The organism is Amycolatopsis sp. NPDC051045 (assembly GCF_040682955.1).
Classification (GTDB): domain Bacteria; phylum Actinomycetota; class Actinomycetes; order Mycobacteriales; family Pseudonocardiaceae; genus Amycolatopsis.
Genome location: NZ_JBFBCC010000004.1, coordinates 495,033 through 521,637 on the forward strand (window position 1 = coordinate 495,033; position 26,605 = coordinate 521,637).

General features: G+C 71.3%; 27 protein-coding genes. 9 read left to right on the forward strand and 18 right to left on the reverse strand.

Annotated elements, in window-relative coordinates; genetic code table 11:
- The first annotated feature begins 50 nt into the window (after positions 1-50).
- From AB0M80_RS13545 to AB0M80_RS13555, 3 genes are all read left to right on the forward strand, one after another.
- A complete protein-coding gene (locus tag AB0M80_RS13545) occupies positions 51-1,685 on the forward strand; it encodes an ABC transporter ATP-binding protein (RefSeq protein WP_364563299.1) in 1,635 nt (544 codons plus the stop codon).
- Positions 1,682-3,424 carry an ABC transporter ATP-binding protein gene (locus AB0M80_RS13550; RefSeq protein WP_364563302.1) on the forward strand — a complete coding sequence of 581 codons (1,743 nt, stop codon included), beginning with the start codon at positions 1,682-1,684 and terminating at the stop codon, positions 3,422-3,424. Before AB0M80_RS13545 ends, AB0M80_RS13550 begins: the two co-directional genes overlap by 4 nt.
- Before the next feature lie 66 nt (positions 3,425-3,490).
- The gene (locus tag AB0M80_RS13555) at positions 3,491-3,919 is read left to right on the forward strand and encodes a pyridoxamine 5'-phosphate oxidase family protein (protein WP_364563305.1); all 429 of its coding nucleotides are present in this window, start codon (positions 3,491-3,493) and stop codon (positions 3,917-3,919) included.
- A gap of 91 nt (positions 3,920-4,010) precedes the next feature.
- Here the strand turns inward: AB0M80_RS13555 and purQ are convergent, their stop codons facing one another.
- Positions 4,011-4,688: a phosphoribosylformylglycinamidine synthase subunit PurQ gene (gene purQ, locus AB0M80_RS13560; protein WP_364563308.1), complete on the reverse strand. Its 678-nt coding sequence runs from the start codon at positions 4,686-4,688 to the stop codon at positions 4,011-4,013.
- On the reverse strand, positions 4,685-4,924 hold the full coding sequence (gene purS, locus AB0M80_RS13565; protein ID WP_003056885.1) for a phosphoribosylformylglycinamidine synthase subunit PurS: 240 nt from the start codon (positions 4,922-4,924) through the stop codon (positions 4,685-4,687). The genes purQ and purS overlap by 4 nt, the downstream gene beginning before the upstream one ends.
- Before the next feature lie 155 nt (positions 4,925-5,079).
- Here purS and AB0M80_RS13570 point away from each other — a divergent pair, with 155 nt between their 5' ends.
- Positions 5,080-6,648: a GMC family oxidoreductase N-terminal domain-containing protein gene (locus AB0M80_RS13570; RefSeq protein ID WP_364563311.1), complete on the forward strand. Its 1,569-nt coding sequence runs from the start codon at positions 5,080-5,082 to the stop codon at positions 6,646-6,648.
- A gap of 389 nt (positions 6,649-7,037) precedes the next feature.
- On the opposite strand, the gene AB0M80_RS13575 is transcribed toward AB0M80_RS13570, so the two are convergent.
- Both AB0M80_RS13575 and AB0M80_RS13580 read right to left on the reverse strand, forming a co-directional pair.
- The gene (locus AB0M80_RS13575) at positions 7,038-8,534 is read right to left on the reverse strand and encodes an aldehyde dehydrogenase family protein (RefSeq protein WP_364563313.1); all 1,497 of its coding nucleotides are present in this window, start codon (positions 8,532-8,534) and stop codon (positions 7,038-7,040) included.
- Positions 8,535-8,567: 33 nt separating this feature from the next.
- Entirely contained in the window at positions 8,568-9,713 is a 1,146-nt protein-coding gene (locus AB0M80_RS13580) for an MFS transporter (RefSeq protein ID WP_364563316.1), read from the reverse strand.
- 61 nt (positions 9,714-9,774) lie between these two features.
- Between AB0M80_RS13580 and AB0M80_RS13585 the strand changes: the two genes are divergently transcribed.
- Together AB0M80_RS13585 and AB0M80_RS13590 are read left to right on the forward strand one after the other, a co-directional pair.
- Entirely contained in the window at positions 9,775-10,713 is a 939-nt protein-coding gene (locus tag AB0M80_RS13585; RefSeq protein WP_364563319.1) for a DUF5937 family protein, read from the forward strand.
- Positions 10,714-10,757: 44 nt separating this feature from the next.
- Entirely contained in the window at positions 10,758-11,393 is a 636-nt protein-coding gene (locus AB0M80_RS13590) for an MBL fold metallo-hydrolase (protein ID WP_364563322.1), read from the forward strand.
- Here the strand turns inward: AB0M80_RS13590 and AB0M80_RS13595 are convergent.
- Entirely contained in the window at positions 11,356-12,111 is a 756-nt protein-coding gene (locus tag AB0M80_RS13595; protein ID WP_364563325.1) for a helix-turn-helix domain-containing protein, read from the reverse strand. The two genes, AB0M80_RS13590 and AB0M80_RS13595, sit on opposite strands and share 38 nt — an antisense overlap.
- Before the next feature lie 40 nt (positions 12,112-12,151).
- Here AB0M80_RS13595 and AB0M80_RS13600 point away from each other — a divergent pair, with 40 nt between their 5' ends.
- The gene (locus AB0M80_RS13600) at positions 12,152-12,844 is read left to right on the forward strand and encodes a DUF2306 domain-containing protein (protein WP_364563328.1); all 693 of its coding nucleotides are present in this window, start codon (positions 12,152-12,154) and stop codon (positions 12,842-12,844) included.
- Here the strand turns inward: AB0M80_RS13600 and AB0M80_RS13605 are convergent.
- The 3 genes from AB0M80_RS13605 to AB0M80_RS13615 all read right to left on the reverse strand — a co-directional run bounded on the left by AB0M80_RS13605 (position 12,814) and on the right by AB0M80_RS13615 (position 14,964).
- Entirely contained in the window at positions 12,814-13,509 is a 696-nt protein-coding gene (locus AB0M80_RS13605) for a DUF2334 domain-containing protein (RefSeq protein WP_364563331.1), read from the reverse strand. The genes AB0M80_RS13600 and AB0M80_RS13605 overlap by 31 nt on opposite strands.
- 74 nt (positions 13,510-13,583) lie before the next feature.
- The gene (locus AB0M80_RS13610; RefSeq protein WP_364563334.1) at positions 13,584-14,048 is read right to left on the reverse strand and encodes an NADPH-dependent FMN reductase; all 465 of its coding nucleotides are present in this window, start codon (positions 14,046-14,048) and stop codon (positions 13,584-13,586) included.
- Positions 13,969-14,964: a phosphoribosylaminoimidazolesuccinocarboxamide synthase gene (locus AB0M80_RS13615; protein WP_364563337.1), complete on the reverse strand. Its 996-nt coding sequence runs from the start codon at positions 14,962-14,964 to the stop codon at positions 13,969-13,971. The genes AB0M80_RS13610 and AB0M80_RS13615 overlap by 80 nt, the downstream gene beginning before the upstream one ends.
- Before the next feature lie 47 nt (positions 14,965-15,011).
- Between AB0M80_RS13615 and AB0M80_RS13620 the strand changes: the two genes are divergently transcribed.
- Positions 15,012-15,818 (forward strand): SAM-dependent chlorinase/fluorinase, encoded by an 807-nt coding sequence (locus tag AB0M80_RS13620; RefSeq protein ID WP_364563682.1) that lies wholly within the window; start codon positions 15,012-15,014, stop codon positions 15,816-15,818.
- On the opposite strand, the gene AB0M80_RS13625 is transcribed toward AB0M80_RS13620, so the two are convergent.
- The 10 genes from AB0M80_RS13625 to AB0M80_RS13670 all read right to left on the reverse strand — a co-directional run bounded on the left by AB0M80_RS13625 (position 15,701) and on the right by AB0M80_RS13670 (position 25,466).
- Positions 15,701-16,582, reverse strand: coding sequence for an MOSC N-terminal beta barrel domain-containing protein (locus AB0M80_RS13625; RefSeq protein WP_364563339.1), 882 nt, complete (start codon positions 16,580-16,582; stop codon positions 15,701-15,703). The two genes, AB0M80_RS13620 and AB0M80_RS13625, sit on opposite strands and share 118 nt — an antisense overlap.
- Before the next feature lie 43 nt (positions 16,583-16,625).
- A complete protein-coding gene (locus AB0M80_RS13630) occupies positions 16,626-17,366 on the reverse strand; it encodes an amino acid ABC transporter ATP-binding protein (protein ID WP_364563342.1) in 741 nt (246 codons plus the stop codon).
- Positions 17,363-18,127 (reverse strand): amino acid ABC transporter permease, encoded by a 765-nt coding sequence (locus tag AB0M80_RS13635; RefSeq protein WP_364563345.1) that lies wholly within the window; start codon positions 18,125-18,127, stop codon positions 17,363-17,365. Before AB0M80_RS13635 ends, AB0M80_RS13630 begins: the two co-directional genes overlap by 4 nt.
- A 60-nt stretch (positions 18,128-18,187) precedes the next feature.
- Entirely contained in the window at positions 18,188-18,967 is a 780-nt protein-coding gene (locus AB0M80_RS13640) for an ABC transporter substrate-binding protein (RefSeq protein ID WP_364563348.1), read from the reverse strand.
- Between the two features lie 7 nt (positions 18,968-18,974).
- Positions 18,975-19,742, reverse strand: a complete 768-nt coding sequence (locus AB0M80_RS13645; protein ID WP_364563351.1) for an ABC transporter substrate-binding protein — start codon at positions 19,740-19,742, stop codon at positions 18,975-18,977.
- A 1-nt stretch (position 19,743) separates the two neighbouring features.
- The gene (locus AB0M80_RS13650; protein WP_364563354.1) at positions 19,744-20,568 is read right to left on the reverse strand and encodes an ABC transporter substrate-binding protein; all 825 of its coding nucleotides are present in this window, start codon (positions 20,566-20,568) and stop codon (positions 19,744-19,746) included.
- A 150-nt stretch (positions 20,569-20,718) separates the two neighbouring features.
- Positions 20,719-22,146 carry an adenylosuccinate lyase gene (gene purB / locus AB0M80_RS13655; protein ID WP_364563357.1) on the reverse strand — a complete coding sequence of 476 codons (1,428 nt, stop codon included), beginning with the start codon at positions 22,144-22,146 and terminating at the stop codon, positions 20,719-20,721.
- A gap of 66 nt (positions 22,147-22,212) precedes the next feature.
- Positions 22,213-23,580, reverse strand: coding sequence for a peptidoglycan recognition family protein (locus AB0M80_RS13660; protein ID WP_364563359.1), 1,368 nt, complete (start codon positions 23,578-23,580; stop codon positions 22,213-22,215).
- Positions 23,581-23,623: 43 nt separating this feature from the next.
- On the reverse strand, positions 23,624-24,769 hold the full coding sequence (dgoD, locus tag AB0M80_RS13665; protein ID WP_364563362.1) for a galactonate dehydratase: 1,146 nt from the start codon (positions 24,767-24,769) through the stop codon (positions 23,624-23,626).
- A 13-nt stretch (positions 24,770-24,782) separates the two neighbouring features.
- Positions 24,783-25,466, reverse strand: a complete 684-nt coding sequence (locus tag AB0M80_RS13670; RefSeq protein ID WP_364563364.1) for an SDR family oxidoreductase — start codon at positions 25,464-25,466, stop codon at positions 24,783-24,785.
- A 129-nt stretch (positions 25,467-25,595) separates the two neighbouring features.
- Between AB0M80_RS13670 and AB0M80_RS13675 the strand changes: the two genes are divergently transcribed.
- Positions 25,596-26,597, forward strand: coding sequence for a beta-propeller fold lactonase family protein (locus tag AB0M80_RS13675; RefSeq protein WP_364563367.1), 1,002 nt, complete (start codon positions 25,596-25,598; stop codon positions 26,595-26,597).
- Positions 26,598-26,605 lie beyond the last annotated feature (8 nt).

Below are 26,605 nucleotides of genomic sequence, written 5' to 3' on the forward strand. Positions count from 1 at the left end.
GCCGGAAAATCGGTCGCCTTCCGCTGGGCGTCGGCTTACCGTCGGGAATCGTGCTTTCCGCCACATATCCCTTTCCGCCGCTGCGGCTGCCCGCACGGCCGACCGCGAGCCGCTTCCTGCTCGCCGTGTTCCGTGCCCGGCTGGGCGCGGTGCTCGGCGCGGCCGCGATCGGGGTCGTCTGGGCGCTGCCGGGCGCGCTCGTGCCGCTGGTGATCGGCCAGGGCATCGGCGCCGTCAGCGCGCACGACGGCGCCGCCGTCTGGCGCTGGGCGCTGGCCGCGGCCGCGCTCGGCGTCGTGCAGACGCTGTCCGGGACCTGGCTGCACTTCCTCAACTACGGCCTGTGGCTGCACGGCGCGGGCTCGACGCAGCGGGCCGTTTCGGCGCACACCACGCGCGTCGGCGCCGCGCTGCGGGAGCAGACGACCACCGGAAACCTCGTCGCGATCAGCACCACGGACATCAACCACATCGGCAACACCGTCGAGATGAGCGGGCGGGCGTTCGGCTCGCTGCTGGCGTTCGTCGCGGTGGCGGTGTGGCTGATCTCGACGTCGCCGTTGCTGGGCGTGGTCGCACTGGTCGGCGTGCCGGTCGCGGTGCTGGGCATCGGGCCGCTGCTGGCGCCGCTGCAGAAGCGCAAGGCGAAGCAGCGCGAGAAGCGCGGAGACGTCAACGCACTCGGCGCGGACATCGTCTCCGGCCTGCGGATCCTGCGTGGCATCGGTGGCGAACGGCGGTTCTTCGCCCGCTTCCGGGACACGAGCCAGCGGGTGCGGCGGGCCGGCATCGAGGTCGGGAAGGCCGAGGCGTGGCTGGCCGCGGCGGAGATCGCGCTGCCCGGCCTGGTCACCGTGGTGATCACCTGGCTGGGCGCGCGGCTGGCCGTGGCCGGCGAGATCGGCATCGGGCAGCTGGTGGCGTTCTACGGCGTTTCGGCGTTCCTCATCTGGCCGGTCAACGCCGCGACGGAGGCGGTCGGCTCGATCACGTCCGGCCTGGTCGCGGCGCGGAAGGTGGTGACGCTGCTGGCGCTGCGCCCGAAGCTGGCGGACCCGGAGACGCCGGTGCCGTTGCCCGAGGGGCCGCTGGAGCTGGTGGACACCGAGTCCGGCATCCGGGCCGCCGCCGGGCAGCTGACGGTCGTCGACCTCGGCGCCGGCGGCGAAGCGGTGGCCGACCGGCTGGCCCGGTTCGCCGATCCGGCCGATGGCGAAGAGGTGCTGGTCGGCGGGGTCCGGGCGGACCAAGTCGCGCTCACGGAGCTGCGGCGGCGGATCGTCTACGCGCACAACCAGGACATCTGGTTCTCGGGCGTGCTGCGCGAACAGCTGGCGCCGGCGCGGCCGGGCGAGGTCGGCATCACCGAAGCGCTGTCCGCGGCCGACGCCGACGACATCGTCGACGCGCTGCCCGACGGCGTCGAGGAGGTGATCGGCGAACGCGGCCGCGAGGTGTCCGGCGGCCAGCGGCAACGGCTGAACCTGGCCCGCGCGCTGGCCACCGACGCCGACGTCCTGGTGCTCGACGAGCCGACGTCGGCGGTCGACGCGCACACGGAGGCCCGCATCACCGAACGCGTCGCCGCGCTGCGGCGGGGCAAGACGACGGTGGTGTTCAGCCAGAGTCCCTTGTGGACACACGTGGCCGACGAAGTTTTCACGGCGAAGGTAGTGACGGTATGAAACGGCTCCCCACGGCGTCCCGGCAGGACGTCCGGCGCTGGGCGCTGAAGACGGCGGCGAACCACAAACGCGAGTTCGGCCTGCTGCTGGGCTCGCTGGCCGCGGCCACGCTGATCGGACTGGCCGGGCCGCAGCTGCTCGGCGCACTCGTCGACGACGTCGCGGGCGGCACCACGACCGGGCACGTCGACGTGCTGGCGATGGTGTTCGTCGCGATCCTCCTGCTCCAGGCGCTGGCGCGGAAGGTCGCGCGGCTGCGCGGCGCGATGTTCGGCGAACTGGTGCTGGCCGAAACGCGCGAGGAGTTCGTCGGGACGGCGCTGCAGCTGCCGCTCGGCACGGTCGAGGCGGCCGGGACGGGCGATCTGCTCAGCCGGGCCACCACCGACCTCGGCCGGATCGACCACGCGGCGCGGTTCGCGGCGCCGGAGATCCTGGTCGCGGCGGTGACCGTGGTGTTCACGGTCACCGCGATGGTGCTGACGTCACCGCTGTTGTCGCTGGGTCTGCTGGTCGCGCTGCCGCTGCTGGTCCCCGTGAACGTCTGGTACCAGCGGCGGATCCCGGCGGTCATGCAGTGGATGCTCGACCGCTGGGCGGACCTGACCACCAGCGTCCACGAGACCGCGGAGGGCGCCCGCACGATCGAGGCGCTCGGGCTGACCGACCGGCGGATCGACGCCGCGCACCACGCGCTGGACCGGAGCATCTTCGGGGAGCGCCGGATGCGGGCGCTGCAGCTGCGCTGGCTGCCGTCGCTGGAGATCAGCTACGTGCTGCCGCTGGCGGTCATGCTGCCGCTCGGGTTGCTCGCGTACACGCAGGGCTGGGCCGGGCTCGGCGAGATCACCACGATGCTGCTGTACATGCAGGCGATGGCGGCGCCGCTCAACGAGGCGCTGTTCTGGCTGGAGGACCTGCAGGTCGCGGCGGCCGCGGCGCGCCGGATCCTCGGCGTCCGGACGGTGGCCGACGATTCCGCGCGCGTGACCGAGGTGCCGCGCGGGCGGGACATCGACGTCCACGGCGTCCGGTTCGGCTACACCGCCGACCGCGAAGTGCTGCACGGCATCGACCTGCGGGTCCCGCGCGGCGAACGGCTGGCGATCGTCGGGCCGTCCGGCGCGGGCAAGTCGACGCTCGGCCGGCTGCTGGCCGGCATCGCGGCGCCGTCGTCGGGCTCGGTGCGGATCGGCGGGCAGGACGTTTCGGCGCTGGCCGACGACGTGCTGCGCGGCGAGGTGCTGCTGCTGACCCAGGAGCACCACGTGTTCTCCGGGACGCTGCGGCAGAACCTGGCGCTGCCGGCCCGTCGTGCGGGTGGCGACTGGACGGACGACGAGCTGACGGCGGCGCTGGCGTCGGCGGGCGCGTCGGACTGGGTCGCGACACTGCCGGACGGGCTCGACACGAAGCTGGGTTCGGGCGAGCACCCGGTGCCGGCGGCAATCGCTCAGCAGCTGGCGCTGGCCCGGGTGGTGCTGGCGGACCCGCACACGCTGGTGCTCGACGAAGCGACGTCGCTGCTGGACACCGGCTCGGCGCGGGACCTGGAGCGGTCGCTGAACAGCGTGCTGGCTGGCCGCACGGTGATCGCGATCGCCCACCGGCTGCACACGGCCGCGGCGGCCGACCGGGTCGCGGTGGTCGAGGGCGGCCGCATCACCGAGCTGGGACCGCACGACCAGCTGCTTTCCGCGGGCGGGTCGTACGCCCGGCTGGTGGCGGCGGCCAGTTAGTCCGGAATGTCCGGAGTTCTTCCGCTGTTGCTCCCCAGGTAGCCGATCTTCTACCTGGGGAGTGACATGTCGTCGTTCGTGATGACCGCCGCGGAGCGGGAAGAGTTCCTGAGCGGGGTGCACGTCGGGGTCCTGGCGGTGGAGCGGGCCGGACGGGCCCCGCTGGCGGTCCCGGTTTGGTACGACTACTCGCCGGGCGGCGAGCTGCTGATCTGGATGGAACGCGACACGGTCAAGGACCGCTCGATCCGCGCGGCGGGCCGCCTGAGCCTGGTGGCCCAGGACGAGAACCCGCCGTACAAGTACGTGACGGTCGAGGGGCCGGTGATCGCGAACGACTCGCCGCCGACCCGCGAGCAGGCGCTGCGGATCGCGGGACGGTACTGGCCGGAGGACCAGGCAACGGCCTACGTCGACTCGGCCCTGGGCGAGAAGTCGATCCTGGTGCGGGTGCGGCCGGAGAAGTGGCTGTCGAACGACCAGAGCAAGGGCTGACGGGTTCCGGGGTTGTGGACAACTCCGGTCCGCAACCCCGGGACTGTCGGTACCCCCCGGTAAACTGGCTACCGGGGGGCGAGGCCCGCTCTCAGGCCTTCACGAGCGCGTCCACCGCGCTGAAGAACATGCCCAGCCCGTCGTCCGACGGGCCGGTCAGCGCGTCGATCGCGTGCTCCGGGTGCGGCATGAGCCCGACGACCCGGCCGTTTTCGCTGCGGATCCCGGCGATGTCGTTGCGCGACCCGTTCGGATTGCCCCCGACGTACCGGAACACGACGCGCCCCTCGCCCTCGAGCTCGTCCAAAGTGGACTGCTCGGCCACGTAGCAGCCGTCGATGTTCTTCATCGGAATGAGGATCTCGGCGCCGGTTTCGTACCTCGTGGTCCACGCGGTGTCACTGTTCTCCACCCGCAGCCACTGGTCGCGGCAGATGAAGTGCAGGCCCTGGTTGCGGATCATGGCGCCCGGCAGCAGGCCGGCCTCGCACAGGATCTGGAACCCGTTGCAGATGCCGAGCACCGGCATGCCCGCGCGCGCCGCCTCGATCACCGGCGTCATGACCGGCGCGAACCGAGCGATCACGCCCGCGCGCAGGTAGTCGCCGTAGGAGAAGCCGCCCGGGACGACCACCGCGTCGACCTCGCGCAGGTCTTCGTCGGCGTGCCACAGCGGCACGGCCTCGCCGCCGGCGTAGCGGACCGCGCGGGCCGCGTCACCGTCGTCCAGCGTGCCCGGAAAAGTGATGACCCCGATGCGCGCGCTCACGCGTCCACCCGCTTGATGGTCCACTGCTCGATGACCGGGTTCGCCAGGAAGCCTTCGGCGATCTTCTCCAGCGTCGCGTCGTCGACCGTGTCGTCGACCTCGATCTCGAAGTGCTTGCCCTGGCGGATCTCGGTGATCCCGGTGAACCCCAGGCGGCCGGCGGCGCCGAGCGCGGCCTGTCCCTGCGGGTCGAGGATTTCGGGCTTCGGCATGACGTCGACGACAACTCGGGCCACGGCAGGCTGCTCCTTATTCACGCAGGTCGTGGGTACCCCGCGAGCATAGTTCACCCGCTCGCCCACCCGGCGGGGCCCACCGGGAAACCTAGACTGGCCGATGGCGTGGCGCTGCGCCATGATGAGTCGTTGACCTCTCGCCAACAGGAGGCACCGTGGCCGTCCAAGACTCCTACGACTACATCATCGTCGGCGCCGGGAGCGCGGGCTGCGTGCTGGCGAACCGGCTGACCGAAGACCCGTCGGCCCAGGTCCTGCTGCTCGAAGCGGGCGCCGAGGACACCGCGGACGAAATCCACATCCCGGCCGCGTTCGCGTCGCTGTTCAAGACCAAGTGGGACTGGAACTACGAGACCGTCGAGCAGAAGCACACCGGCAAGACGTCGTACTGGCCGCGCGGGAAGATGCTCGGCGGCTGCTCGTCGATCAACGCGATGATCTACATCCGCGGCAACCGCGCCGACTACGACGGCTGGCGCGATTCCCACGGCGCCGAAGGCTGGGGCTGGGACGACGTCCTCCCGTACTTCAAGCGCGCCGAAGCCAACCAGCGGCTCGGCGGCCCGCTGCACGGCACCGACGGCCCGCTGCACGTCGAGGACCGCCGGTTCACTCACGAGCTGTCGCACGCCTGGGTCGACTCGGCCGTCACCTGGGGACTCAAGCGCACCGACGACTTCAACGGTGAGAGCCAGGAAGGCGCCGGCGTCTACCAGGTCACCTGCAAGAAGGGCCGCCGGTGGTCCACCGCCGACGCCTACCTGCGCCCCGCGCTCGAGCGGCCGAACCTCACCGTGAAGACGTGCACGCCCGCGACCCGCGTCGTCTTCGAGGGCACCCGCGCGGTCGGCGTGTCCTATTTGGACAAGGGGGTCGAGCGCACCGCGCGCGCGTCGGCGGAGGTGGTGCTGAGCGGAGGCGCGGTGAACTCGCCGCAGCTGCTGATGGTTTCGGGCGTGGGCCCGGCCGAGCACCTGCGCGAGTACGGCATCGACGTCGTCGCCGCGCTGCCCGGCGTCGGCGAAAACCTGCACGACCACCCGGCCTGCGGGATCATCTGGTCCACGCGCGGCACCACCGACCTGATCGACGCCGCCACGCCGCGCGGCCTGGTCCGCTACCAGCTGACCAAGCGCGGGCCGCTGACGTCCAACGTCGGCGAAGCGGGCGCGTTCTACCCGACCACGGACGGCCTGCCGGCGCCGGACATGCAGATCCACGTGGCGCCGACGTTGTTCTACGACAACGCGATGCGCGAGCCGACCGTCCCGGGCTTCACGTCGGCGGCGACGCTGGTGGACGTCGCGAGCCGCGGACGGCTGCGGCTCAAGTCGGCCAACCCGTTGTGGAAGCCGGAAATCGACCCGGCTTATTACGCGGAGCCTCGCGATATGGAGACGATGATCGCGGGGTTGCGGGCGCTGATCGAAATCGGTCGCGGCGGCCCGTTGAAGCGGTTCCTGGACAAGCCGTTCCTGCCTTCGCGCCACGACCTGAGCGACTCCGAGCTGGCCGAGCACGTCCGGGAGAACACGCAGACCCTTTACCACCCGGTCGGGACGTGCGCGATCGGTTCCGTGGTCGATCCGCAGCTGCGGGTGCAGGGGGTGGAGGGGTTGCGGGTGGTGGACGCGTCCGTGATGCCGGTGGTGCCGCGGGGCAACACCAATGCGCCGACGATCATGGTGGCGGAGAAGGCGGCGGATCTGATCCGGGGGCGGTGAAGGCGGGTCCGCGGGGCTTCGGCTGCGCCGCTGGGGGACGAATTCACGCGGCCGGACACCGGTTCGCGCCGCAGGTCATCGGTTCGGGTGGTGCGGCCGCCGGTTCGGGTGACGGGGCTGGCCGATTCCTGCGGCGCGACCGGTTGGGGTGCCGAGCCTGCTGCACCGTCGCCGCGTAAATTCACCGCCGCGGGCTCAGTTGGCGTGATCGCCGAGGCTTCGGTCACCGCCGACCGCACCCGCCGTCGGGGACGACTCCGCTGGTCGGGCGGTCGCGACATCGAGGCGATCGAGACAAAGGGCGGCCCTCGGCCCCCGGTCTCCAGTTTACCGGCGCGCACCGACAGTTCCGGGGCTGCGGACGTCGGTTGTCCACAGCCCCGGGCCGATCAGCGCTTGCCGTGGAGGATGGTCACCAGCTTGGCCACCAGGGCGTCCGTCGATTCCTTGCGGGTGAACGAGGTCAACGTCAACGGGGCCGTGAAGCGCTGGCGGGCGATTGCCTTCGTGCGGGCGAACTCGCGCAGGCCCTCCGGGCCGTGGATGCGGCCGAAACCCGAGTCGCCGACGCCGCCGAAGGGCAACGATGCGATGCCCGCGAACGACAGCGGTGCGTTGATCGCCGTCATGCCCGTGCGCAGCTTCTCCGCCAGCTCCACGCCGCGGGACTTCGAAAACACCGTCGAACCCAGGCCGTACTTCGTGTTGTTCGCGCGCTCGACCGCTTCGTCCATGTCGCGGACCTTGGCGATCGTCACCGTCGGGCCGAACGTCTCCTCCTTGACCGCCTCGGAGTCCTCCGGGACGTCCACGAGCACCGTCGGCTGCGCGTACCGGTCACCGACCGCGTCCTCGCCGCCGAGGACCGCCTTGCCGCCGCGGGCCAGCGCGTCGTGGATGTGGCGCTTGATCACCGCCAGCTGGGACGGCATCGTCACCGGGCCGTACTGGGCCGCCTCGTCCGAGCCCGCGCGCACGTCCTTCGCCTTCTCGACGACCTTCGCGACGAACTCGTCGTGGACCTTCTCGTGGACGTACACCCGCTCGACGCCGATGCAGGTCTGGCCGGAGTTGGAGAACGCGCCCCACACCGTGGCGTCCGCGGCGGCGTCGAGGTCGGCGTCCGCGTCGACGAGCACCGGGTCCTTGCCGCCCGCTTCGATGACGACCGGCGTCAGCGTCTCGGCGGCCGCGGCCATGATGCGCTTGCCGGTGCCGGTCGAGCCGGTGAAGGCGATCTTGTCCACGCCCGCGCCGACCAGCGCCGCGCCCGTCTCGCCGAAGCCCGTGATCAGCTGCAGCACCGGCTGTTCCGGCACGATCTCGGCGAACGCGTCGACCAGCCACTTCCCGACGCCGGGTGTGTACTCGCTGGGCTTGAACACCACGGCGTTGCCCGCCGCGAGCGCGTACGCGATCGAACCGAGTGGCGTGAACACCGGGTAGTTCCACGGGCCGATCACGCCGACCACGCCCAGCGGCTGGTACTCGACGGTCGCCGCCTGGTTGGACATCAGCAGCCCGGCCGAGCGCTTCTGCTTGCCGAGGATCTTCTTCGCGTGCTTGCCCGCCCAGGCGATGTGCTCGATGGCCAGGATGCTCTCGAGCTGCGCGTCGGCGATCGGCTTGCCGGTCTCGTCGCGGACCACCTGGCACAGCTGCGGCAGCCGCCGCGTCAGCACGCCCTTCCAGCGCTTGAGCCGCTCGGCGCGCCCGGCGAAGCCCAGGTCCGCCCACCACCCCGCCGCGACACGCGCCCGCGCGACGGCGGCCTGCACGTCTTCGGCGCTGTGCACGGGGTAGGTTCCGACCACCTCGTCGGTCGCCGGGCTGAGCGAGTCGAAGGTCTCGCCGACCGACGTGGGCTTCGGCTGGACGGCAGTCATCGGCGTCTCCCGTAGGTCGAGGTTCAGCCCAGGTTACGACGTTACTGACACCGTGCCAATAGCTCGTGCGGGCTTCACCACCAGCATTCCACCGGCGATCGCCGCGGCAAAGACACCGAACAGCGGGGCGAGCCACAACGGCAGCACGCCGACCGCCAGCGAGCCGAGCCCGAAGCCACACGCCTGCACGGTGAAGCTCAGCGAAAACCCTGCTGACCTGCGGTTCTTCGGCAGCAGACGCTGCAGGTTGACCGACGTCGCGGCCACCAGCGGCCCGGTGCAGCCGCCGATCACGGCCACCGACCCGATCAACCCCGGCCAGCCGAGGTCGGCGGCGAGCAGGAGCCCGCCGACGACGAACCCGGCGAGGAACAGCCGCGGGTCGCCGGTCTTCCCCCGCCACGCGTAGAGCGCACTGCCCGCGATGCTCGCCCCGCTCAGCACGGCGATCACCACCGGCGCCGCGGTCCCGGGCGCGCCGAGACGTTCGACCAGCGGCAGCGGGGCGACCTCGATCGTCGACAGCAGCAGCCCGACGGTGAACGCGCAGCACAGCCACGGCAGGTAGGCCACGAGCCGCGCGGGCGGGCCGTCGTCGCCGGATTCCGTCCGTTCGTGTGCACCCGAGCGGCGCGGCGCGAGCAAGGCCGCGGCCACGCAGGCGACGGCCATGGCGGCGACCGGGACGAACGTGCCGGCGAGGTCGAGCAGCGCGACCAGCGCCGGGCCGCCGATCAGCACGCCTTCGAGGAGCATCGCGTCGACGGAGAGCGCGCGGGGCAGCAGTTCGTCGTCCACCGTGTCGGCCAGCAGCGTCCGGAAACCGCCCGACAACGCCCCGCCCGCGATGCCGGGCAGCAGGACGGCCGCGAGCAGGACGCCCGTGGGCGCGCCCGCCGCGGCGGCCACGGCCAGGACGCCGAACCCGGCCGCGGTGAGCACGAGCAGCGCGGGCAGACCACGCGCGGGGCCGATGCGGTCCAGCAGGCGCCCGACCGGCACCGCGCCCACCATCTCGGCGGCGACGTAGACCGACACCAGCACGCCGCCGAGCCGGTAGGAACCGGTCGTCGCGGTGGTCAGCAGGGTGAACGCGAGCGGCGCCATGGTCGCCGGGAGCCGGGCGAACTGGACGCCCGCCGACCAGCGCCAGTAGGCGCGATGGGTGAACAACGACATGCGGGAACCTTCGCTCGGCCCCCTCCTGCGGCACACTGATTCGGGTGAGGACGAATCACCAATGATCGAACTGGCGCTGACCGCGGCCGGGAGCCAGCGCGTCCGCTTCGCGATCTCGCCGCTGGAGGAGGTGCTGGGCGCCGTCCAGACGCTGCTCGGCGTCCGCGGGCACCCGGCACACCTGCCGTGGGTGTCCGACGCGCCCGTCCTCGACGTCCCCGAGCTGGCCGCGGTCCTGAGCGCGCGGCACTACATCACCGAATTCCTGAGCCCGCCGCCCGACGGTCCGGAAACGACGCCGGAGGCGCAGCTGCGCGCGGTCCGGGCGACACCGCCGCACCAGGTGGCGCTGGAGCTGGCGATGGTCGACGCCGACCTTTCGCTGCTGCCGCACGACCCGGCGACCGCACGCGACCTGCTGGCCGACCAGCTCGAGACGGTGTGGGAAACCCTGCTCGCGCCGGAGTGGCCCCGCCTGCGCGAACTGCTGGCGGCGGACATCGCGTTCCGGACGCGGCAGCTGGGTTCCGGCGGGATCGCGTCGATGCTGGCCGGGCTGCACCCGCGCGTGCGCCTGTCGGACACGTCGGTCCTGGTGGACGTCCGGGCGCGCGAACGGCTGGAGATCGATTCGCGCGGGCTGCTGCTGATCCCGGCGGTGTTCGCGTGGCCGAACGTCGGCGTGGTGACGGTGCCGCCGTGGCAGATCTCGCTGCTGTACCCGGCCCGCGGAGTCGCTTCGCTGTGGGCTTCGGCGTCCCGGCCGCCCGAACCGCTGGCGGAGGTGCTCGGCCGGACCCGGGCGCTGCTGCTGGCCACCCTCGACCGGCCGGCGGCGACGACCGAGCTGGCCCGGCGGCACGAGCTGGCGCCGGCGACGGTTTCGGCGCACCTCACGGCGTTGCGGGGGGCCGGGCTGCTGGCTTCGGAGCGCCGTGGGCACCGCGTGCTCTACCGGCGGACGGAGCTGGGCGACGCGTTGCTCACCGGGAAGCTCTGAGCGGGACTAGGCTGGAATCGACCACCCGTGAAGGAGAACCATCGATGCGTATCGTCCATTTCGGACACGCCTGCCTGTTGCTGGAGACCGGCTCCGAGCGGATCCTGATCGACCCCGGCACCTTCTCCACCGGCTTCGAGGGTGAGCGGGAACTGTCCGCCGTGCTGATCACGCACCAGCACTTCGACCACCTCGACGTCGAGCGGCTGCCCAAGGTCCTCGAAGCCAACCCGGCCGCCAAGCTGATCGTCGATCCCGGGTCGGCTCCCGAAGTCGAAAAGCTGGGCCTGGAATTCGAGGTCGCCGACGTCGGGGCCGCCTTCGCGATCGGGGACACCTCGGTCAAGGCGGTCGGCGGCCAGCACGCCGTCATCCACGCCGACCTCCCCGTCATCCCGAACATCGGGTACGTCTTCGACGACGGTGCCTTCTTCCACCCCGGCGACTCGTTCTTCGTGCCCGAACAGAAGATCGACGTACTGGGGCTGCCCACCGGGGCGCCGTGGCTCAAGGCCGGGGAGGCCGTCGACTACCTGCGGGCCGTCGCGCCGCGGGTCGCCGTGCCCATCCACGAAGCCGTGCTCGCCAACCCGGCCATGCACTACGGCCTGTTCGGCAACCTCGCGCCCGAAGGCACCGAGGTCAAGGTGCTCGACCGGGGCGAACCGGCGAAGTTCTAGACACCCACGCCTCGAGGCCGTCGAGGAAGCGGTCCACGCCGAACCCGAGTTCCGCCGGTAGCCCTTTCTGTTCGTACCCGGGGCCGCCGGCGGCTTCGGCCTCGTGGACCGCCGTCAGCGCCGGGTATTCCTTCGGGTCCAGGACGCCGGCGAGTGCCCGCGCCAGCTCGCCGTCGCTGCGTGGGCCGGCCATGTCGAGGCTGATCTGAGCTGTGCCGCGGACGACCGCGGTCAGGTGCAGCGCCGCCGCCCGGGCCTCGGCGCCCGCCAGTCCGGCCGCGAGCAGGGGGCGCAGCAGGCGGTCGAGCCAGGCGAGCTGGTTGGGACCGAGCGGCGTGTGGTCGAGCGGGACGCGCAGGATCCACGGCCGGGCCTGGAAGCCCGCCCACAGCGCGCCCGCCCACGCCCGGATCGCCTGCCGGAAGTCACCGTCGAGCTCCGGGGGCCTTCCGGCCCCGACATCCGCCGCCACCTCCAGCAGCAGGTCCTTGCTCGGGATGTGCTTGTAGATCGCCATCGTCGAGTAGCCGAGTTCAGCGGCGATCCGCTGCATCGACAGGGCCGCCAGGCCGTCCGCGTCCGCGATCCGGACGGCGGCGTCCGCGATCTGCGCCACGGTGAGCTGCGGCCGGGGTCCGCGCCGTCCCCTCGACCGCCCCGCCCAGAGCAATTCGAGGCTGCGCTCCAGATCGGCACCCGTGCTGTCTTGCGTCACCATCCGTCCATCCTAAAACTGTTTATGACATACACTCGGGTGTATGACATACACAGTTTCTTGGTGGCGCCGTCCTTGGATCGTGCCGCTGCTGCTGGTGGCCGCGGCCTTCCTGGCCTTCTCCGTGCCGCCGTACCTGACCTTCGACCCGGCCCAGTCCCGCTTGAGACCGCCGGAGCCCACCCCGGGCTACTACCCCGCGCTCGTCGCGCACGTCCTGTTCGGCACGGTCGCGATGGTGACCGCCTGCTTCCAGATCTGGCCCGCGTTCCGCGCCCGCTACCGGCGCGGGCACCGGATCACCGGCCGGATCTACGTCTTCTGCGGTGCACTTCCCGCCGGCTTGCTCGGGCTGTACATCGGCTGGCACACCGCGGCCGGCCCGTCGGTGCGGGTGGCCAACCTCGTGGGTTCGGCCCTGTGGCTCACGGTCACGATCGCCGGCCTGCGGGCGGCCCGGCAGCGCCGGTACGGCGAACACCGCAAGTGGATGTCACGGAGCTTCGCGCTCAGCATGTCGATCGTGCTGAGCCGGGTCGTCAACGTCGTCGCCACGATCGCGCTCACGCCCGAAGTGAGCACGACCTTCGGCGGCAGCGACGAACTCATGCGCTACAGCGCGGCCAGCATCGGGGTGTGGCTCAGCCCGCTGTTGCTGCTCCTGGTCACGGACTGGCTGCTCGAACGCCGCAAACCCGCGAAGCGTCAGGCCGCCACGGCGCGCAGCGAACCGTAGGTCGCTCCGGACGCGTGGTTCTCGAGCGCGACGTCCACCGCGTCGAGCAGGGCCTGGCGGAGGCCGGGCCGGGTGAGGTTCGTGGCATCCACCGCCAGCCGGACCAGCCCGCCCCGGCGAGCCGACCGCGCCGCCGCCAGCACCAGCGCGAAGCAGCGGACCGTCTCCGTGCGGTGCGACTGGCTCGTGAACTCCTGGACCCGCGCCCGGCGCACTTCGCCGGTGACGAGGTCCCGCACCGCGCCGAGGTCCGCGCACAGCCGGAAGCCGTGCTCGGCCAGTGCCTGCAGCGTGCCACGGGACACGATCCACCGCGGCGGCGCGAAGCCGTCGACCACGAGACCGGCGTTGTCCAGTGCGGCCTTCGCGGCGATCAGCCGCAGCCGCGCCTCGTGCGCGGGCAAGGTCGCGAACTCCGCCTTCTTGCCCAGGTACACCGCGCGGTGCGGGGGCGTGACCGTGTGGTCGTAGCCGTGCAGCAGCACGGAATCACCGCCGCGGGCGCGGGTGCGCACCCACTCCGTCACCGGGCCTTCGCCGGTGCGGGCGGCGTACAGCACCGACAACGGCACCTTGCGGCGGTCGAGCTCGGCCGCGAGGTCGGCGCACCGGTGCAGCGTGCGCGGGGTCGTTCCCGACAGCGAAACCAGCAAGCGAGCGTCCACGCCTCCATTGGGAGGGACGTGGCTGAAACTCCCGTGAACGGCGCAGAACGGGCGAACGTCCGTTGCCGGAAGGATCAGACGCCCTCACGCAGGCGCTGCACGGCCACGGCGATCCGGCCCCGCAGGTCAGGATCGGCGACCTGCCCGTCGGCGACGTCCGCCCGCGAGACCGGGATCCGCGCGCACGCCTCCTCGACGATCCGCGCGCCCGCGTAGGTCAGGACTTTGCGCAACGAGTCGTGCGCGTCCCGGCCGCCGGTCGGCGCCGCGATCGACGACGCGTTGATCCACGCCACCGGCTTGCCGTACAGCTCGCCGCCGCCCACGGTCCAGTCCAGCAGGTTCTTGAACGAGCCCGGCAGCCCGCCCGCGTACTCCGGCGTGCAGATCAGGACCGCGGCCGCCTCCTTGAGCGCGGCGCGCAGGCCGGCGACCGCGGGGTGCAGCGGGTCGCGGTCGTCATCGGGGTTGAAGTGCGGCAGCTCGCCGAGGCCGGTGTACGTCTTGCTCGCGGTGAGGGTCGCGACGGTCCCCAGCACCGCCGCATTGCCCGAGCCGGCCCGGAGGCTGCCGCAGATCAGCAGGATCACGCGGCCAGTCTGCCAGGGAAAGCCCGGTGATGCGGTGGTACGCCTCGAGGTAGCGCTCGCGCGTGGCCGTCACCACCTCCGGTGGCAGCGGCGGCAGCGTGGACACGCAGTCCCACCCGGACGCCGGGTCGACCAGCCAGTCACGCACGTGCTGCTTGTCGAACGACGGCCGGCCGACGCCGGGCTGGTGGCCCTCGGCGAGCCAGTAGCGCGCCGAATCCGGCGTCAGCAGCTCGTCCGCGAGCACGAGCCCGCCGCCGGCCCCGATGCCGAACTCGAACTTCGTGTCGGCCAGCAGCACGCCCTGCTCGGCGGCCCGCACGGCCCCCCGGCGGTACAGCTCCAGCGACGCCTCCCGGACCTCTTCGGCGAGCGCGCGGCCCAGCACCGATACGCACGTGCCGAAGTCGATGTTCTCGTCCTTTTCGCCGGGACACGCCTTGGTGGACGGTGTGAAGATCGGCTCGGGCAGCCGCGCCGACTCGGGCAGCCCGGGCGGCAGCGCCAGCCCGCACACCGCGCCGGACCGGCGGTAGTCCGCGTACCCGCGGCCGGTCAGGTAGCCGCGGACGACCGCCTCCACCGGCAGCATGTCGAGCCGCTCGACCAGCAGCGCGCGGCCGCGGACGGACTCGGGGATGAGCGGCCCGTCGCAGGTCACGAGGTGGTTGGGGAGGACGTCGGCGAGCTCGCGGAACCAGAAGACGCTCATCGCGGTGAGCACCCGGCCCTTGTCGGGGACCGAGGTGGGGAAGACGCGCTCGAAGGCGGAGATGCGATCGGAGGCGACGATCAGCAGGTGGTCGTCGCCCACGGCGTACAGGTCGCGGACCTTGCCGGTGGCGAGCGGGGGGAGGGGTGTCACGCGCTGAACCCTAACGGGCACCCTCTGCCACCATGGATGATGCTGGCATGGCGTACGACTGGATCTCGGTGACCACCGACTACGGCCTGCGCGACGGCTTCGTGGCGGCCTGCCACGGCGTGATCGCGCGGCTGGCACCCGCGGTGCGGGTGATCGACGTGACCCACGAAGTGCCACCCCAGAACATCCGGCACGGGGCGATGGCGCTGGCCCAGACGGTCCCCTTCCTGCCGGAATCGGTGCACGTCGCCGTGGTCGACCCGGGGGTCGGCACGGCCCGGCTCGGCGTGGTCGTCGTCGCGGGAGACGGCCTGTTGGTCGGGCCGGACAACGGCCTCCTGCTGCCGGCCGCGCAGGCGCTGGGCGGGGTCCGGGCGGCGTACGAGCTGGCGGAGCCGTCGCTGCGGCTGCCGGCCACGTCGGCGACGTTCCACGGGCGGGACGTCTTCGCGCCCGCGGCCGCGCACCTCGCGCTCGGAGTGTCACCGGCCGACTTCGGCGACCCGGTGGCCGACCTGGTCACGATGCCGGAGCCGTTCGTGGCCGCGTTCCCCGGGAAGCTGGTGTCGGAGGTGCTGACGGTCGACCACTTCGGCAACGTCCAGCTGGCCGCGACGCCGGCGGACCTCGAGCTCTCGGGCCTGTCCGGCGCGGTTTCCGTGCACAGCGAGCGGGTCGCGGTGACCACCGTGCTCGGGCGGACCTTCGCCGACGTGCCCGCCGGCGCGTCGGTGCTCTACACCGATTCGGCGGGACGGCTCGCCGTCGCCGTCAACGGCGGTTCCGCGGCGGCCGTGCTCGGGCTCGGACCGGCCCAGGAGTGCACGATCACCGCGTCGCCGACCGCGACCTGACCCGGCCGCAGCACGGCGGCCTTCATGCCGAAGACGACGCCGCCCCGCGGGTCACGCCGGTAGGTCGCGAGGGTGCGGATCGGCTCGGGGCCGGCCTTCTCGCCGGTCTCCTGGTCGACCATCGGGACCTGGCAGCGGACGCAGCGCTCGGCGTAGCCGAACTTCGCGGTGCCCGCGGCCAGCTCGCGGGCTTCGTCCTCGCGGTGCGGTTCGGCCCAGCCGGAGATGACGATGTTGGGGCGGAAGCGGTCCATCGGCACGGGTTCGCCCTGGCCGGCGGCGATCCGTTCGTTCAATGTGTCCAACGAGGACTCGGAGGCCACGAGCAGCGCGTGCCCGTCGGCGAACGCGGCCGTGCCCGGGGTCCGGCCACCGGTGACGCGCTCGTGGCCGGGCGCGACGCCGACCAGCTCCGCCGGCCGGCCGAGCAGGTCCGAAAACCACTCGGCGGCCTCGGCGCCCTGGTGGATGCCTTCGCCGTGCCAGGTGAACGTCGACACCGGGCGCCGCGGGCCGTCCCGCCGGATGTCGAGGACGAGGTCTTCCCGGCCGGGGGCGGACAGCGCGAGCCGGTCGCCGAGCACCCGCGGCCGGACCGACGCCAGCACCGGGTGCGGCCGCTGGGTGAGGACGTCCCCCTCCGGCGTGATGACTTGGAAGACTCGGTCGTGCGCCAGCCCGGCCGGGGTGACCTCGGCGGACGGCACGTCGGTGCCGCCGCAGGCCTTGACCGGGTAGTACGTCAGCCGAGCGACTCTCGCCATCTCCGCAGATTACCCGGGCCGCGGCCGCCGAAGCGTCTTCATTTCAGAGCACCTGTGACAGGAACCGCTGCAACCGCGGGCTCTGCGGCTCGTCGAAGATCTGCGCCGGCGGGCCCTGCTCCACGATCTTCCCCGCGTCCATGAACGCCACCTCGTCGGCGACGCTCCGGGCGAAACCCATCTCGTGGGTGACCACGATCAGGGTGAGCCCCCGCGAAGCCAGCCCCGCCATCAGCTTCAGCACGCCCTTGACCAGTTCCGGGTCGAGCGCGCTGGTGGCCTCGTCGAAGAGCATCACCTCGGGGTCCATCGCCAGCGCCCGCGCGATCGCGACGCGCTGCTGCTGGCCGCCGGACAACGCACTCGGCCGGTACGGCGCCTTGTCCGCGAGACCGACGTCCGCCAGGCGAGCCCGGGCGATCGCCGATGCCTCCTCCTTGCTCAGCTTCTTCACGCTGCGCAGCGGCAGCACGATGTTGTCCAGCACGCTTCGGTGGCCGAAGAGGTTGAAGTGCTGGAACACCATGCCGACGCGCTGGCGCAGCGCGTCCGGGTCGGACCTGATCACCGATTCGCCGTCGAGCAGCAAGTCGCCGGAATCGGGCTCCTGCAAGCGGTTCACGCACCGCAGGAGCGTCGACTTGCCCGAACCGGACGGCCCGATCACGCAGGTCGTCTTCCCGCTCGGCACCTCGAGGTCGACCCCGCGGAGAACCTCCAGCGTGCCGAAGCTGACGTGGATGTCCCGCAGTTCCACACTGGACGAACGCACCGCCGTCGTCACGAGCTGACCTTCCCGCTGGCGACCAGGTCCAGCTCGTCTCCGTCGCCCGGGTCGTCCACGCGCACCTTGCGCCCGGTCCGGAGCTTCTTGTCGATGTAGTTGACCAGGTGCGTCAGCGGCACGGTGATCACCAGGAAGAACACGCCCGCCGCGACCAGCGGCGACAGGTTGCCGGTGTTGGCCGCGAGGTCCTGGCCGATCCGGAACAGCTCGCGCTGCCCGGACAGCAGCCCGAGCACGTAGACGAGACTGGAGTCCTTGACCAGCGCGATGAACTGGTTCACCAGCGCCGGCAGCACCCGCCGCACGCCCTGCGGGATGATCACCAGCAGCATGGACTTGGTGTAGCTCATCCCGAGCGCCCGGCTGGCTTCCAGCTGTCCCTTGTCGACGCTCTGGATGCCGGACCGGAAGATCTCGCCGATGTAGGCGGCGGCGATCAGGGACAGCGCCAGGATGCCCATCGGGTACGGGTTGGTGCCGACGACGTCCCGCGCGAGCGTGCCGAGCCCCTGGCCGATCAGCAGGATCGTCAGGATGGCCGGCAGCCCGCGGAAGACGTCGGTGTAGATCCGGGCGGGCCAGCGCAGCCACCACTTGGTGGACAGGCCCATCACCGCCAGCAGCATGCCGAGCACGGTGCCGATCAGCGCCGAGGAGACCGACAGGATGAGCGTGTTCAGCAGGCCGGTCTTCAGCAGGTCCGGCAGGACCTGGGAGATGTAGTCCCAGTCCAGGAAGGTGTTGACGAAGTCTCCCACCCGTCACCCACCCCCACCCTCAACGGAAGCGCTTCGCGCTACTGACTTGTTCACAGTGGACTACTGCCCCGCCTTGAACTCCGCCGGCACGGGTGCGGTGGGCTCGAACTGGTCGTGCACCTTGACCCACGTGCCGTCCGCGATGACCTTCTTCAGGCCGTCGTTGATCTTGTTGATCAGGTCCGTGTTGCCCTTCTTGAAGGCGAACCCGTGCGGGATGGTCGTCGTGATCGCCTTGGTCACCTTGAGCTTCGCGTCGGCGTTGTTCTTCGCGTAGTCCTCGGCGGTGGCCTGGTCGAACACTGCGCCGTCGATCGCGCCGGTCTTGAGGGCGTTGAGCGCGGCGGCGTCGTTCGGGAAGCGGACGGCCTGCGCGGTCGGCGCGTTCGAGCCGAGCCAGGTGTCCGAGACCGTGCCCTGGACGACGCCGATCCGCTTGCCCGCCAGGGAGTTCTCGTCGGTGATGCCGGCGGTCTCCTTGGCTTCGATGCCGAGGGACTGGTAGTTGTACGGCGCCGAGAAGTCGACGGTCTTCTTGCGGGCGTCGGTCTGGGAGATCGCCGAGCTGCCGATGTCGAACGTGCCGTTCGCGACCTGGCCGAGCAGGGCCGAGAACTCCGTCGCGGCGAACTCCAGCTTCAGGCCTTCCTTGGCCGCGATGGCCTTCAGGAGCTCGTTGTCGAACCCGGTGTAGTTGCCGTTCTCCTGGTAGGCGTTCGGCTTCGAGTCGCTCAGCGTGCCGACGCGCAGGGTCTTGCCTTCGCCGCTGTCCGAGCCGCCGCACGCCGTGAGCGCGGCCAGCAAGGTCGCGGTGAGCGCCGTGACCAGTGTCTTCTTCATGCTTCTCCTAACCCTGGAACCCGGCCGGCACCGGAGCGGTCGGCAGGAACTGCTGGTGCAGCTTAAGCCAGGTCCCGTCGGAGATCACCTGCTTGAGCCCGGCGTCGATCTTGCCGAGCAGCTCGGTGTTGCCCTTCTTCACCGCGAAGCCGTGCGGCACATCGGTGGTGAAGCTCTTCACGACGACGAGCTTGGCGTCCGGGTTGTCCGTGACGTTCTTCTCGGCGATGCTCTGGTCCAGGATGTACGCGTCGACGGCGCCGCTCTTCAACGCGGTCAGCGCGGCGGCGTAGTCGGGGAACCGCACGGCCTGCGCGGTGGGCACCGTGCTGGTCAGCCAGTGGTCGCCGACGGTCGCCTGGATGACGGCGACGCGCTTGCCGGCCAGGCCTTTCTCATCGGTGACCGGCGTGCCCTGCGTGGCCTGGATGCTCATCGTTTCGAAGTCGTAGGCCGCCGAGAAGTCGACCGTCTTCTTGCGCTCGTCGGTCTGCGCGATCGCCGAGCTGGCGATGTCGTAGCGGCCCGACGCGACCTGCCCGAGCAGCGCGGAGAAGTCGGTCGCGGCGAACTCCAGCTTCAGGTTCTGCTTGGCCGCGATGGCCTTGAGCAGCTCGTTGTCGAAGCCGGTGTAGTTGCCGTCCTTCAGGAAGATGTTCGGCGGCGCGTCGCTGAGGGTGCCGACACGCAGCGCCGGGGAAGCGCTGCCGGAACCACCGCCGCACGCGGTGAGCGTGAGGGCGGCGGCCAGCACGGTGACGATCAGCTTCTTCACGTCACACACCCACGTTCTTCACCGGGAGGCCGGGGCCGCCCTGCCGGAGTTCCTTCGACAGCGGCGTGTTCTTGTAGAACTGCGCGTAGATGCGGGCGACCGTGCCGTCCGCGACGGCCTTCGCGAGGCCGTCGTTCAGCTTGTTCAGCAGGTCCGTGTTCTTCTTGGCCACCGCGAACGCCGAGGGCGTGTCCTTGTCCTCGACGGTGTACCCGAGTTCCAGCGGAACACCCGGGTTCTGGTCGAGGTACTTCTGGCCGATGTCCTGCGGGACGACCCAGCCGTCGAGCGTGCCGTTCTTGAGCTGCGCGAACCCGGCGTTGTAGTCCGGGAAGCGGACGACCTGGGCGCCGGCGACCTTGCCCGCGAACTCGTCCTGCACCGAGCCCTGGACCACGCCGAGCCGCTTCCCGCCCAGCGCAGCGACGTCCTTGAGGTTGGCGCCCTTCGCCGTGACGACCGTGGTGAAGCCGGTGTTGTAGCCGTTGGAGAACGCGACCGTCTTCTTGCGCGCCTCGGTGCTGGAAATCGTCGAGCTGCCGATGTCGAACTTGCCGGTCGCGACGCCGGCCAGCAGGCTGGAGAACTCCGTGCCGACGAACTCGACCTCGAAGCCCTCACGCTTGGCGATGTCGCGCAGCAGCTCGTTGTCGTAGCCGGTGAAGCGGCCGTTCTCCAGGTAGATCGACGGCGGGGCGTCGCTCAGCGTCCCGACGCGCAGGGTCTGCCCCGCGGCCGGGGTGCTCGAGCCACCGCACGCGGCCAGGGTCAGCGTCAACGCGCCCGCGGTGACGACCGCGGCGATTTTCGACAGCGTGGATCTCATCGCTTCTTCCGTGGTTGAGCGCGCGTGAGGCGCGATGGAAGCACGCCGGGCCGCTGGGTGGGCGGCTCGGCGCTCCGGGTTCAGCGATCGAGACTAGGGATTTCGCCCGTTCGAGTGGATTCGTTCCACTTCGTGGACAGGTGCGTCAGCTCACAGGATCGGCTGCGGCACGTACCCGGCGGCCTCGGGGTACCGCTCGAGGACCTGCGCGACGCGCTCGGCCACCTGCGCGACCTGCCGCCCGGCCGTGCCGGTGAACGAAATCCGGTCGGCGAGGAGTTTGTCCAGCTCACCGCGGTCGAGCGGGATGCGGGCATCGGCGGCGAACCGGTCGAGCAGGTCGTTCTCGGCGCGGCCTTCGCGCATCTCGAGCGCGACGGCGACGGAGTGCTCCTTGATCGCTTCGTGGGCCGTTTCACGCCCGACGCCGGCGCGGACCGACGCCATCAGCACCTTCGTCGTGGTGAGGAACGGCAGGTAGCGATCCAGCTCACGTTCGATCACCGCCGGGAAGGCGCCGAACTCGGCCAGCACCGTGAGGAACGTCTCCAGCAGGCCGTCGAGCGCGAAGAACGCGTCCGGCAGCGCGACGCGGCGGACGACCGAGTCGGAGACGTCACCCTCGTTCCACTGGTCGCCGGCCAGCTCGCCGATCATCGACAGGTAGCCGCGCAGCACGACGGCGAGACCGTTGACGCGCTCGCACGAGCGGGTGTTCATCTTGTGCGGCATGGCGGACGAGCCCACCTGGCCGGGCTTGAAGCCCTCGGTGACCAGCTCGTGGCCGGCCATCAGCCGGATCGTCTTGGCCAGGCTGGACGGCGCCGCGGCGAGCTGGACCACGGCGGACAGCACGTCGAAGTCGAGCGAGCGCGGGTACACCTGGCCGACGCTGACGAACCGCCGGTTGAAGCCGAGGTGCTGCATCACGCGGTCTTCCAGCTGGTCCAAAGTGGACTCGTCGCCGAGCAGGTCGAGCATGTCCTGCGCGGTGCCGACCGGGCCCTTGATGCCCCGCAGCGGGTACCGCTCGATGAGGTTGTCGAGCCGCTCGAAGGCGACCAGCAGCTCGTCGGCCGCCGTGGCGAACCGCTTGCCGAGGGTGGTGGCCTGCGCGGCGACGTTGTGCGAGCGCCCGGCCATGACGGTGTCGGCGTGCTCCACGGCGAGGGCGGCCAGCCGCGCCAGCACGGCGGCGACGCGGGTCCGCACGAGTTCGAGGGAACGGAGCAGCTGCAGCTGTTCGACGTTCTCGGTGAGGTCGCGCGAGGTCATGCCCTTGTGGACGTGCTCCTGCCCGGCGAGCTCGCTGAACTCCTCGATCCGCGCCTTGACGTCGTGGCGGGTGACGCGCTCGCGAGCGGCGATCGATTCGAGGTCGACCTGCCCGAGGACGCGCTCGTAAGCCTCGACAACGCCGTCCGGCACCTCGACGCCGAGGTCCTTCTGCGCCTTGAGGACGGCGAGCCAGAGCTGCCGCTCCAGGACGACCTTCTGCTCCGGCGACCAGAGCGAGACCAGCTCCGCCGAGGCGTAGCGGGCGGCGAGCACGTTCGGAATACGGGGCTTGTCCGTCACGCACCTCACCCTACCTGCGCAGGTCAGCGCGGTGGCGGCCCGGGTTGCGGGCCGCCACCGCACCGGTCAGGACTCGTAGGGCAGCGCCTTGACGTCGGACGCCTTCACGTACACGACCCGGTGGTTGTAGGAGAGCTGGAAGTACGTGGTGCCGCCGGTGACGAGCGTGTGGTTGGCCGGCACGCCCGCCGGGTCGAACCGGGCGTAGTAGTTCTCCGCCCGGAAGCTGCCGGTCGCCACGTAGTTCTGACCCGTGGGCAGCGTCCACGGGATCGGCGCGACGGTCCAGATGGGGTCGAACGGGATCGCGGCCGGGTACTCGGACTGCTCGGGGAACGCCCGCCCGTACAGCGGCACCGACGCGACGCCGTCGGGAGCGGTCAGCAGCAAGCCGCGGCCGGGCACGGTCGCGCGGTGGCCGGGGTTGGCGAACCACGCCTTCTGCCCGCCGTACCAGATCGCCGTCCAGTCGCCCTGCTCACCGGCGAGTGCGTAGGAACGGCCCGCGACCGCTTTGTCGCTCCAGTCGTCGATCGCGGTCGTGCCGGGCGAGCCGTCCGGGTGCACCACGGGGTCGGTGATCAGCGGCGCGGTCTCGTCCGGCGCGGTGCGCAGGTGGACGAAGTTCGCGCCGTGCGCCGGCAGCGGCGTGCAGGTGCCCGCGGTGCAGGTGGTCATCGGCGGCTGGTTCGTCGCGTAGTCCGGGTTGATCGTGACGACCTGGCTGTCCGCGGAACCGGTGGCCTTGATCGGCGCACCGAGCAGGTCCATGTAGTGCGCCCAGTCCCAGTAGGGGCCCGGGTCCCAGTGCGCCGCCGCGAAGTTCTTGGTGCGCTCGCGGGAAACGTCTTCGTGGCCGATGATGTGCTGCCGGTCCAGCGGGATGTGGTACTTCGCCGCGAGGTACTTCACCAGGTCCGCGGACGCGCGGTACATCTCCTCGGTGTACCAGGTACCGCCCTGGGCCGCGATGCCCTCGTGCTCGATGCCGATCGAGTGCTCGTTCATCGTCCAGTTGCCGGCGTGCCAGGCGACGTCCTCGGTCGGCACCATCTGCGTGACCTGGCCGTCGGACGAACGGATCACGTAGTGCGCGCTGGAACCGCTTTCGGGCTTCTGAAAGGTGGCGATGGCCTGGTCGTACGGACTGACGCCGCTGCCGGGCGCGCTTTCGGTGTCGTGGATGACGATGTACTGGATCTTCTGGCCGTCGGCCGGCCGGTTCGCGGGGTCGTAGTTGCCGTAGTTGTTGGGGTCGCTGTGGTCGGCGCTGGACCAGTCGTACCCCGCCGGCACGAACCGGCAGTCCAAGTTGGCGGGGCACTCCGGCGACGGGGTCTCCTGCGCCTGCGCGGTCGCAGGCAGCAGGGCGGCGATGGTCAGCGCGAGGACCGTGGCGGTCAGGCTGCGCCGTTGGGTGGCGGTGGAGGTCACGCCGCATGTTCTCAGAAAACCCATCGCCGGCGGTGAAGCGCTTTCACCATTCGGCGAGGCTCCCATCGTCGTGGCGCCAGACCGGCGAGCGCCAGGTGTGGCCCACCTCGTCCGCGCGGCGGACGGCCGCTTCGTCGACCTCGATGCCGAGGCCGGGCTTGAGCGGACGGGCCGCGTAGCCGTCTTGGAAGGCGAAGATCGACGGATCGACGAGGTACCCGTGCTCCCGGCCCTCGTGGTAGTGCATGCCCACGCTCTGTTCCTGGATCAGGAAGTTCGGCGTCGCGAAGGCGACCTGCAGCGACGCAGCCAGCGAGATCGGCCCGAGCGGGCAGTGGGGGGCCAGCGAAGCGCCGTAGATTTCGGCCAGCGCGCCGATCCGCCGCAGCTCGGAGATGCCGCCGGCGTGCGACGGGTCGGGCTGGACCACCGCGACCCCGGCGTCGAGCACCGGCTTGAACTCCCAGCGCGAGTAGAGCCGCTCGCCGACCGCGATCGGCACCGTGGACGCCTCGACGACCGCGCGCAGCGCGTCGCCCTGCGTCTCCGGCAGCACCGGCTCCTCGACGAACATCGGCTGGACGTCTTCGAGCAGCTTGACCAGCCGGCGCGCCATCGCGGGCGAGACGCGGCCGTGGAAGTCGATCGCGAGGTCGCGGTGCGGGCCGAGCACCTCCCGCGCCTCCCACGCGCGCGCCACGGCGGCGGTGACTTCGGCGGGCGACGCGATCGCGGTCAGCGGGCCGGCGACGTTCATCTTCACCGCGGTGAAGCCCGCTTCGACCTGCGCGGCCACGGCTTCGCGGATGTCGGCGGGGCGGTCGCCGCCGACCCAGCTGTAGACGCGGACGCGGTCGCGGACCGGGCCGCCGAGCAGCTCGTGCACCGGCGCGTCGCGGACCTTGCCGGCGATGTCCCACAACGCCTGGTCGAACCCGGCGAGCGCGCTGGAGAGCACCGGGCCGCCGCGGTAGAACCCGCCGCGGCGCAGCACCTGCCAGTGGTCCTCGATGCGCAGCGGGTCCTGGCCGATCAGCAGCTCCGACAGCTCCTGCACGGCCGCGCGCACGGTCTCCGCCCGGCCCTCGACCACGGGCTCGCCCCAGCCGCTGATCCCCTCGTCGGTGCTGAGCTTGAGGAACAGCCAGCGCGGCGCGACCAGGAACGTCTCAATCGCGGTGATCTTCACCGGTCTCCCCCATCTACGCGGAATCCTTGGCGGCGGACCAGCCGCCGTCGACGGTCAGCTCGGCCCCGGTGACGAACGACGCGGCGTCCGAGAGCAGGAACGCGATCACGTTCGCGACTTCGTCCGGCCGCCCGAGCCGGCCGGCCGGCGTCGCCCGCGCGCTGCGCTCGCGGTCCTCCGGCGCGATGCCGTTCCAGGCCTCGGTGAGCACCGGCCCCGGCAGCACCGAGTTGACCCGCACGCCGGGGGCGTATTCGACGGCCAGCTGCCGGGCCAGCGCGACCAGCGCGCCCTTGCTCGCGGCGTACGCGGGGTGGCCCGGCAGGCCGAAGTGCGCGTGCACCGACGAGACCAGCACGACCGCGCCGCGCCGGGCCCGCAGCGACGGCAGGCAGGCCCGGACGGCGAGGTACGCGCCGGTCAGGTTGACGTCGAGCTGGCGCTGCCACTCGGCGCGGCCGATCTCGTGCAGCGGCCCGGTGCTGGGCACGTAGGCGTTGCTGACCAGGGCGTCGACCTCGCCGATGGCCGCCCAGGTCGCGTCGTCCCGGACGTCGCCGCGGACCGGGACGACGCCGTCGGGGAGTTCGGCGATGTCGACGCCCAGCACGCGGTAGCCGTCGCCGAGCAGTCTCCGTGCCGTCGCAGCGCCGATCCCGGATGCCGCTCCGGTCACCACCGCCGTGCGTGTGGACATCGCCGTCTCCCTCTCCGGAACCACCGTCGACAATAAATACTAAATTACGATTCCACCGTCTACCGAAGGTATGCGACCCGGACACGTGCCACGCTGACCTCCGGATCGAGACGTTGCTGAGGAGCATGCATGGCTGAGCTGGTCTTCGTCGGGTGCTACACCGGCGACGCGGGGAACGGCACCGGGATCACGACGTTCTCGCGGTCGCCTTCGGGTGCGCTCGAGGAAGTCGGTTCCCTGCCGCTGGAGTCGCCGTCGTGGCTGGTGCGCCACCCGTCGTTGCCGGTGCTGTACGCGGCGAACGAGACCTCTGCCGGGGCCGTGACGGCGCTGTCTTGGGATGCTTCCGGCGCGTTGTCGGTGCTGGGGACGGCCGAGACGGGCGGCGCGCACCCGTGCCACCTGGCGGTGACGCCGGACGGCCGCTTCCTGCTGTGCGCCAACTACACCGGTGGCAGCCTGGCGGTGTTCTCCTTGTCCGCGTCCGGTTCAGTCGAGTCGCGGACGGCTCTGGTCCAGCACAGCGGCCGCGGCCCGGACCCGGATCGTCAGGAGGCCGCGCACGTCCACATGGCAGTCCCCGGCCCCTCCATCGTGAGCGCGGTCGACCTGGGCACGGACGAGATCCGCAGCTACACGCTGACGTCGTCGGGCGGGCTGGCGCCACTGGCGGTGTCTTCGCTGCCACCGGGCACGGGACCGCGTCAGCTGGTGCGGCGGCCGGGCACGGACCTGGCGTACGTCGTCGGCGAGCTGGCCGGGACGCTGGTGACGGTCCGAGAAACGTCGCCGGGTGCCTTCTCGGTGGTGTCGACGACGTCGTCGACGTTCTCGCCGCCTTCCGAGCCGAACCTGGTGGCACACCTGGAGCTGACCGGCTCACGCATGTACGTGTCGAACCGCGGGCCCGACTGCGTGACGGAGTTCGCCCTCGACGACGCGGCCGCGGTGGCCGACCAGCCCTGCGGAGCGAACCCGCGGCACTTCGCACTGGTGGACGGAACTTGTTACGTGGCCGCACAGTCGGAGGACGCGATCACGGCGTTCACGCTGACCGCGTCCGGCGAGGCGGAGCTGCGGTACTACCCGACGGGGTCACCGACGTTCGTGCTGCCGGTTTCGTCCACATAGGACGAAGG

Excerpts from the sequence above, each read along its gene's own strand:
- AB0M80_RS13595 (WP_364563325.1), bottom strand. The coding sequence starts at position 12,111 with ATGGTGACGCAAGACAGCACGGGTGCCGATCTGGAGCGCAGCCTCGAA.
- AB0M80_RS13650 (WP_364563354.1), bottom strand. The coding sequence starts at position 20,568 with ATGAGATCCACGCTGTCGAAAATCGCCGCGGTCGTCACCGCGGGCGCG.
- AB0M80_RS13675 (WP_364563367.1), top strand. The coding sequence starts at position 25,596 with ATGGCTGAGCTGGTCTTCGTCGGGTGCTACACCGGCGACGCGGGGAAC.
- AB0M80_RS13600 (WP_364563328.1), top strand. The coding sequence starts at position 12,152 with ATGACATACACAGTTTCTTGGTGGCGCCGTCCTTGGATCGTGCCGCTG.
- AB0M80_RS13585 (WP_364563319.1), top strand. The coding sequence starts at position 9,775 with ATGATCGAACTGGCGCTGACCGCGGCCGGGAGCCAGCGCGTCCGCTTC.
- AB0M80_RS13670 (WP_364563364.1), bottom strand. The coding sequence starts at position 25,466 with ATGTCCACACGCACGGCGGTGGTGACCGGAGCGGCATCCGGGATCGGC.
- AB0M80_RS13620 (WP_364563682.1), top strand. The coding sequence starts at position 15,012 with ATGGCGTACGACTGGATCTCGGTGACCACCGACTACGGCCTGCGCGAC.
- AB0M80_RS13625 (WP_364563339.1), bottom strand. The coding sequence starts at position 16,582 with ATGGCGAGAGTCGCTCGGCTGACGTACTACCCGGTCAAGGCCTGCGGC.
- AB0M80_RS13590 (WP_364563322.1), top strand. The coding sequence starts at position 10,758 with ATGCGTATCGTCCATTTCGGACACGCCTGCCTGTTGCTGGAGACCGGC.
- AB0M80_RS13555 (WP_364563305.1), top strand. The coding sequence starts at position 3,491 with ATGTCGTCGTTCGTGATGACCGCCGCGGAGCGGGAAGAGTTCCTGAGC.
- AB0M80_RS13550 (WP_364563302.1), top strand. The coding sequence starts at position 1,682 with ATGAAACGGCTCCCCACGGCGTCCCGGCAGGACGTCCGGCGCTGGGCG.
- AB0M80_RS13580 (WP_364563316.1), bottom strand. The coding sequence starts at position 9,713 with ATGTCGTTGTTCACCCATCGCGCCTACTGGCGCTGGTCGGCGGGCGTC.
- AB0M80_RS13575 (WP_364563313.1), bottom strand. The coding sequence starts at position 8,534 with ATGACTGCCGTCCAGCCGAAGCCCACGTCGGTCGGCGAGACCTTCGAC.
- AB0M80_RS13640 (WP_364563348.1), bottom strand. The coding sequence starts at position 18,967 with ATGAAGAAGACACTGGTCACGGCGCTCACCGCGACCTTGCTGGCCGCG.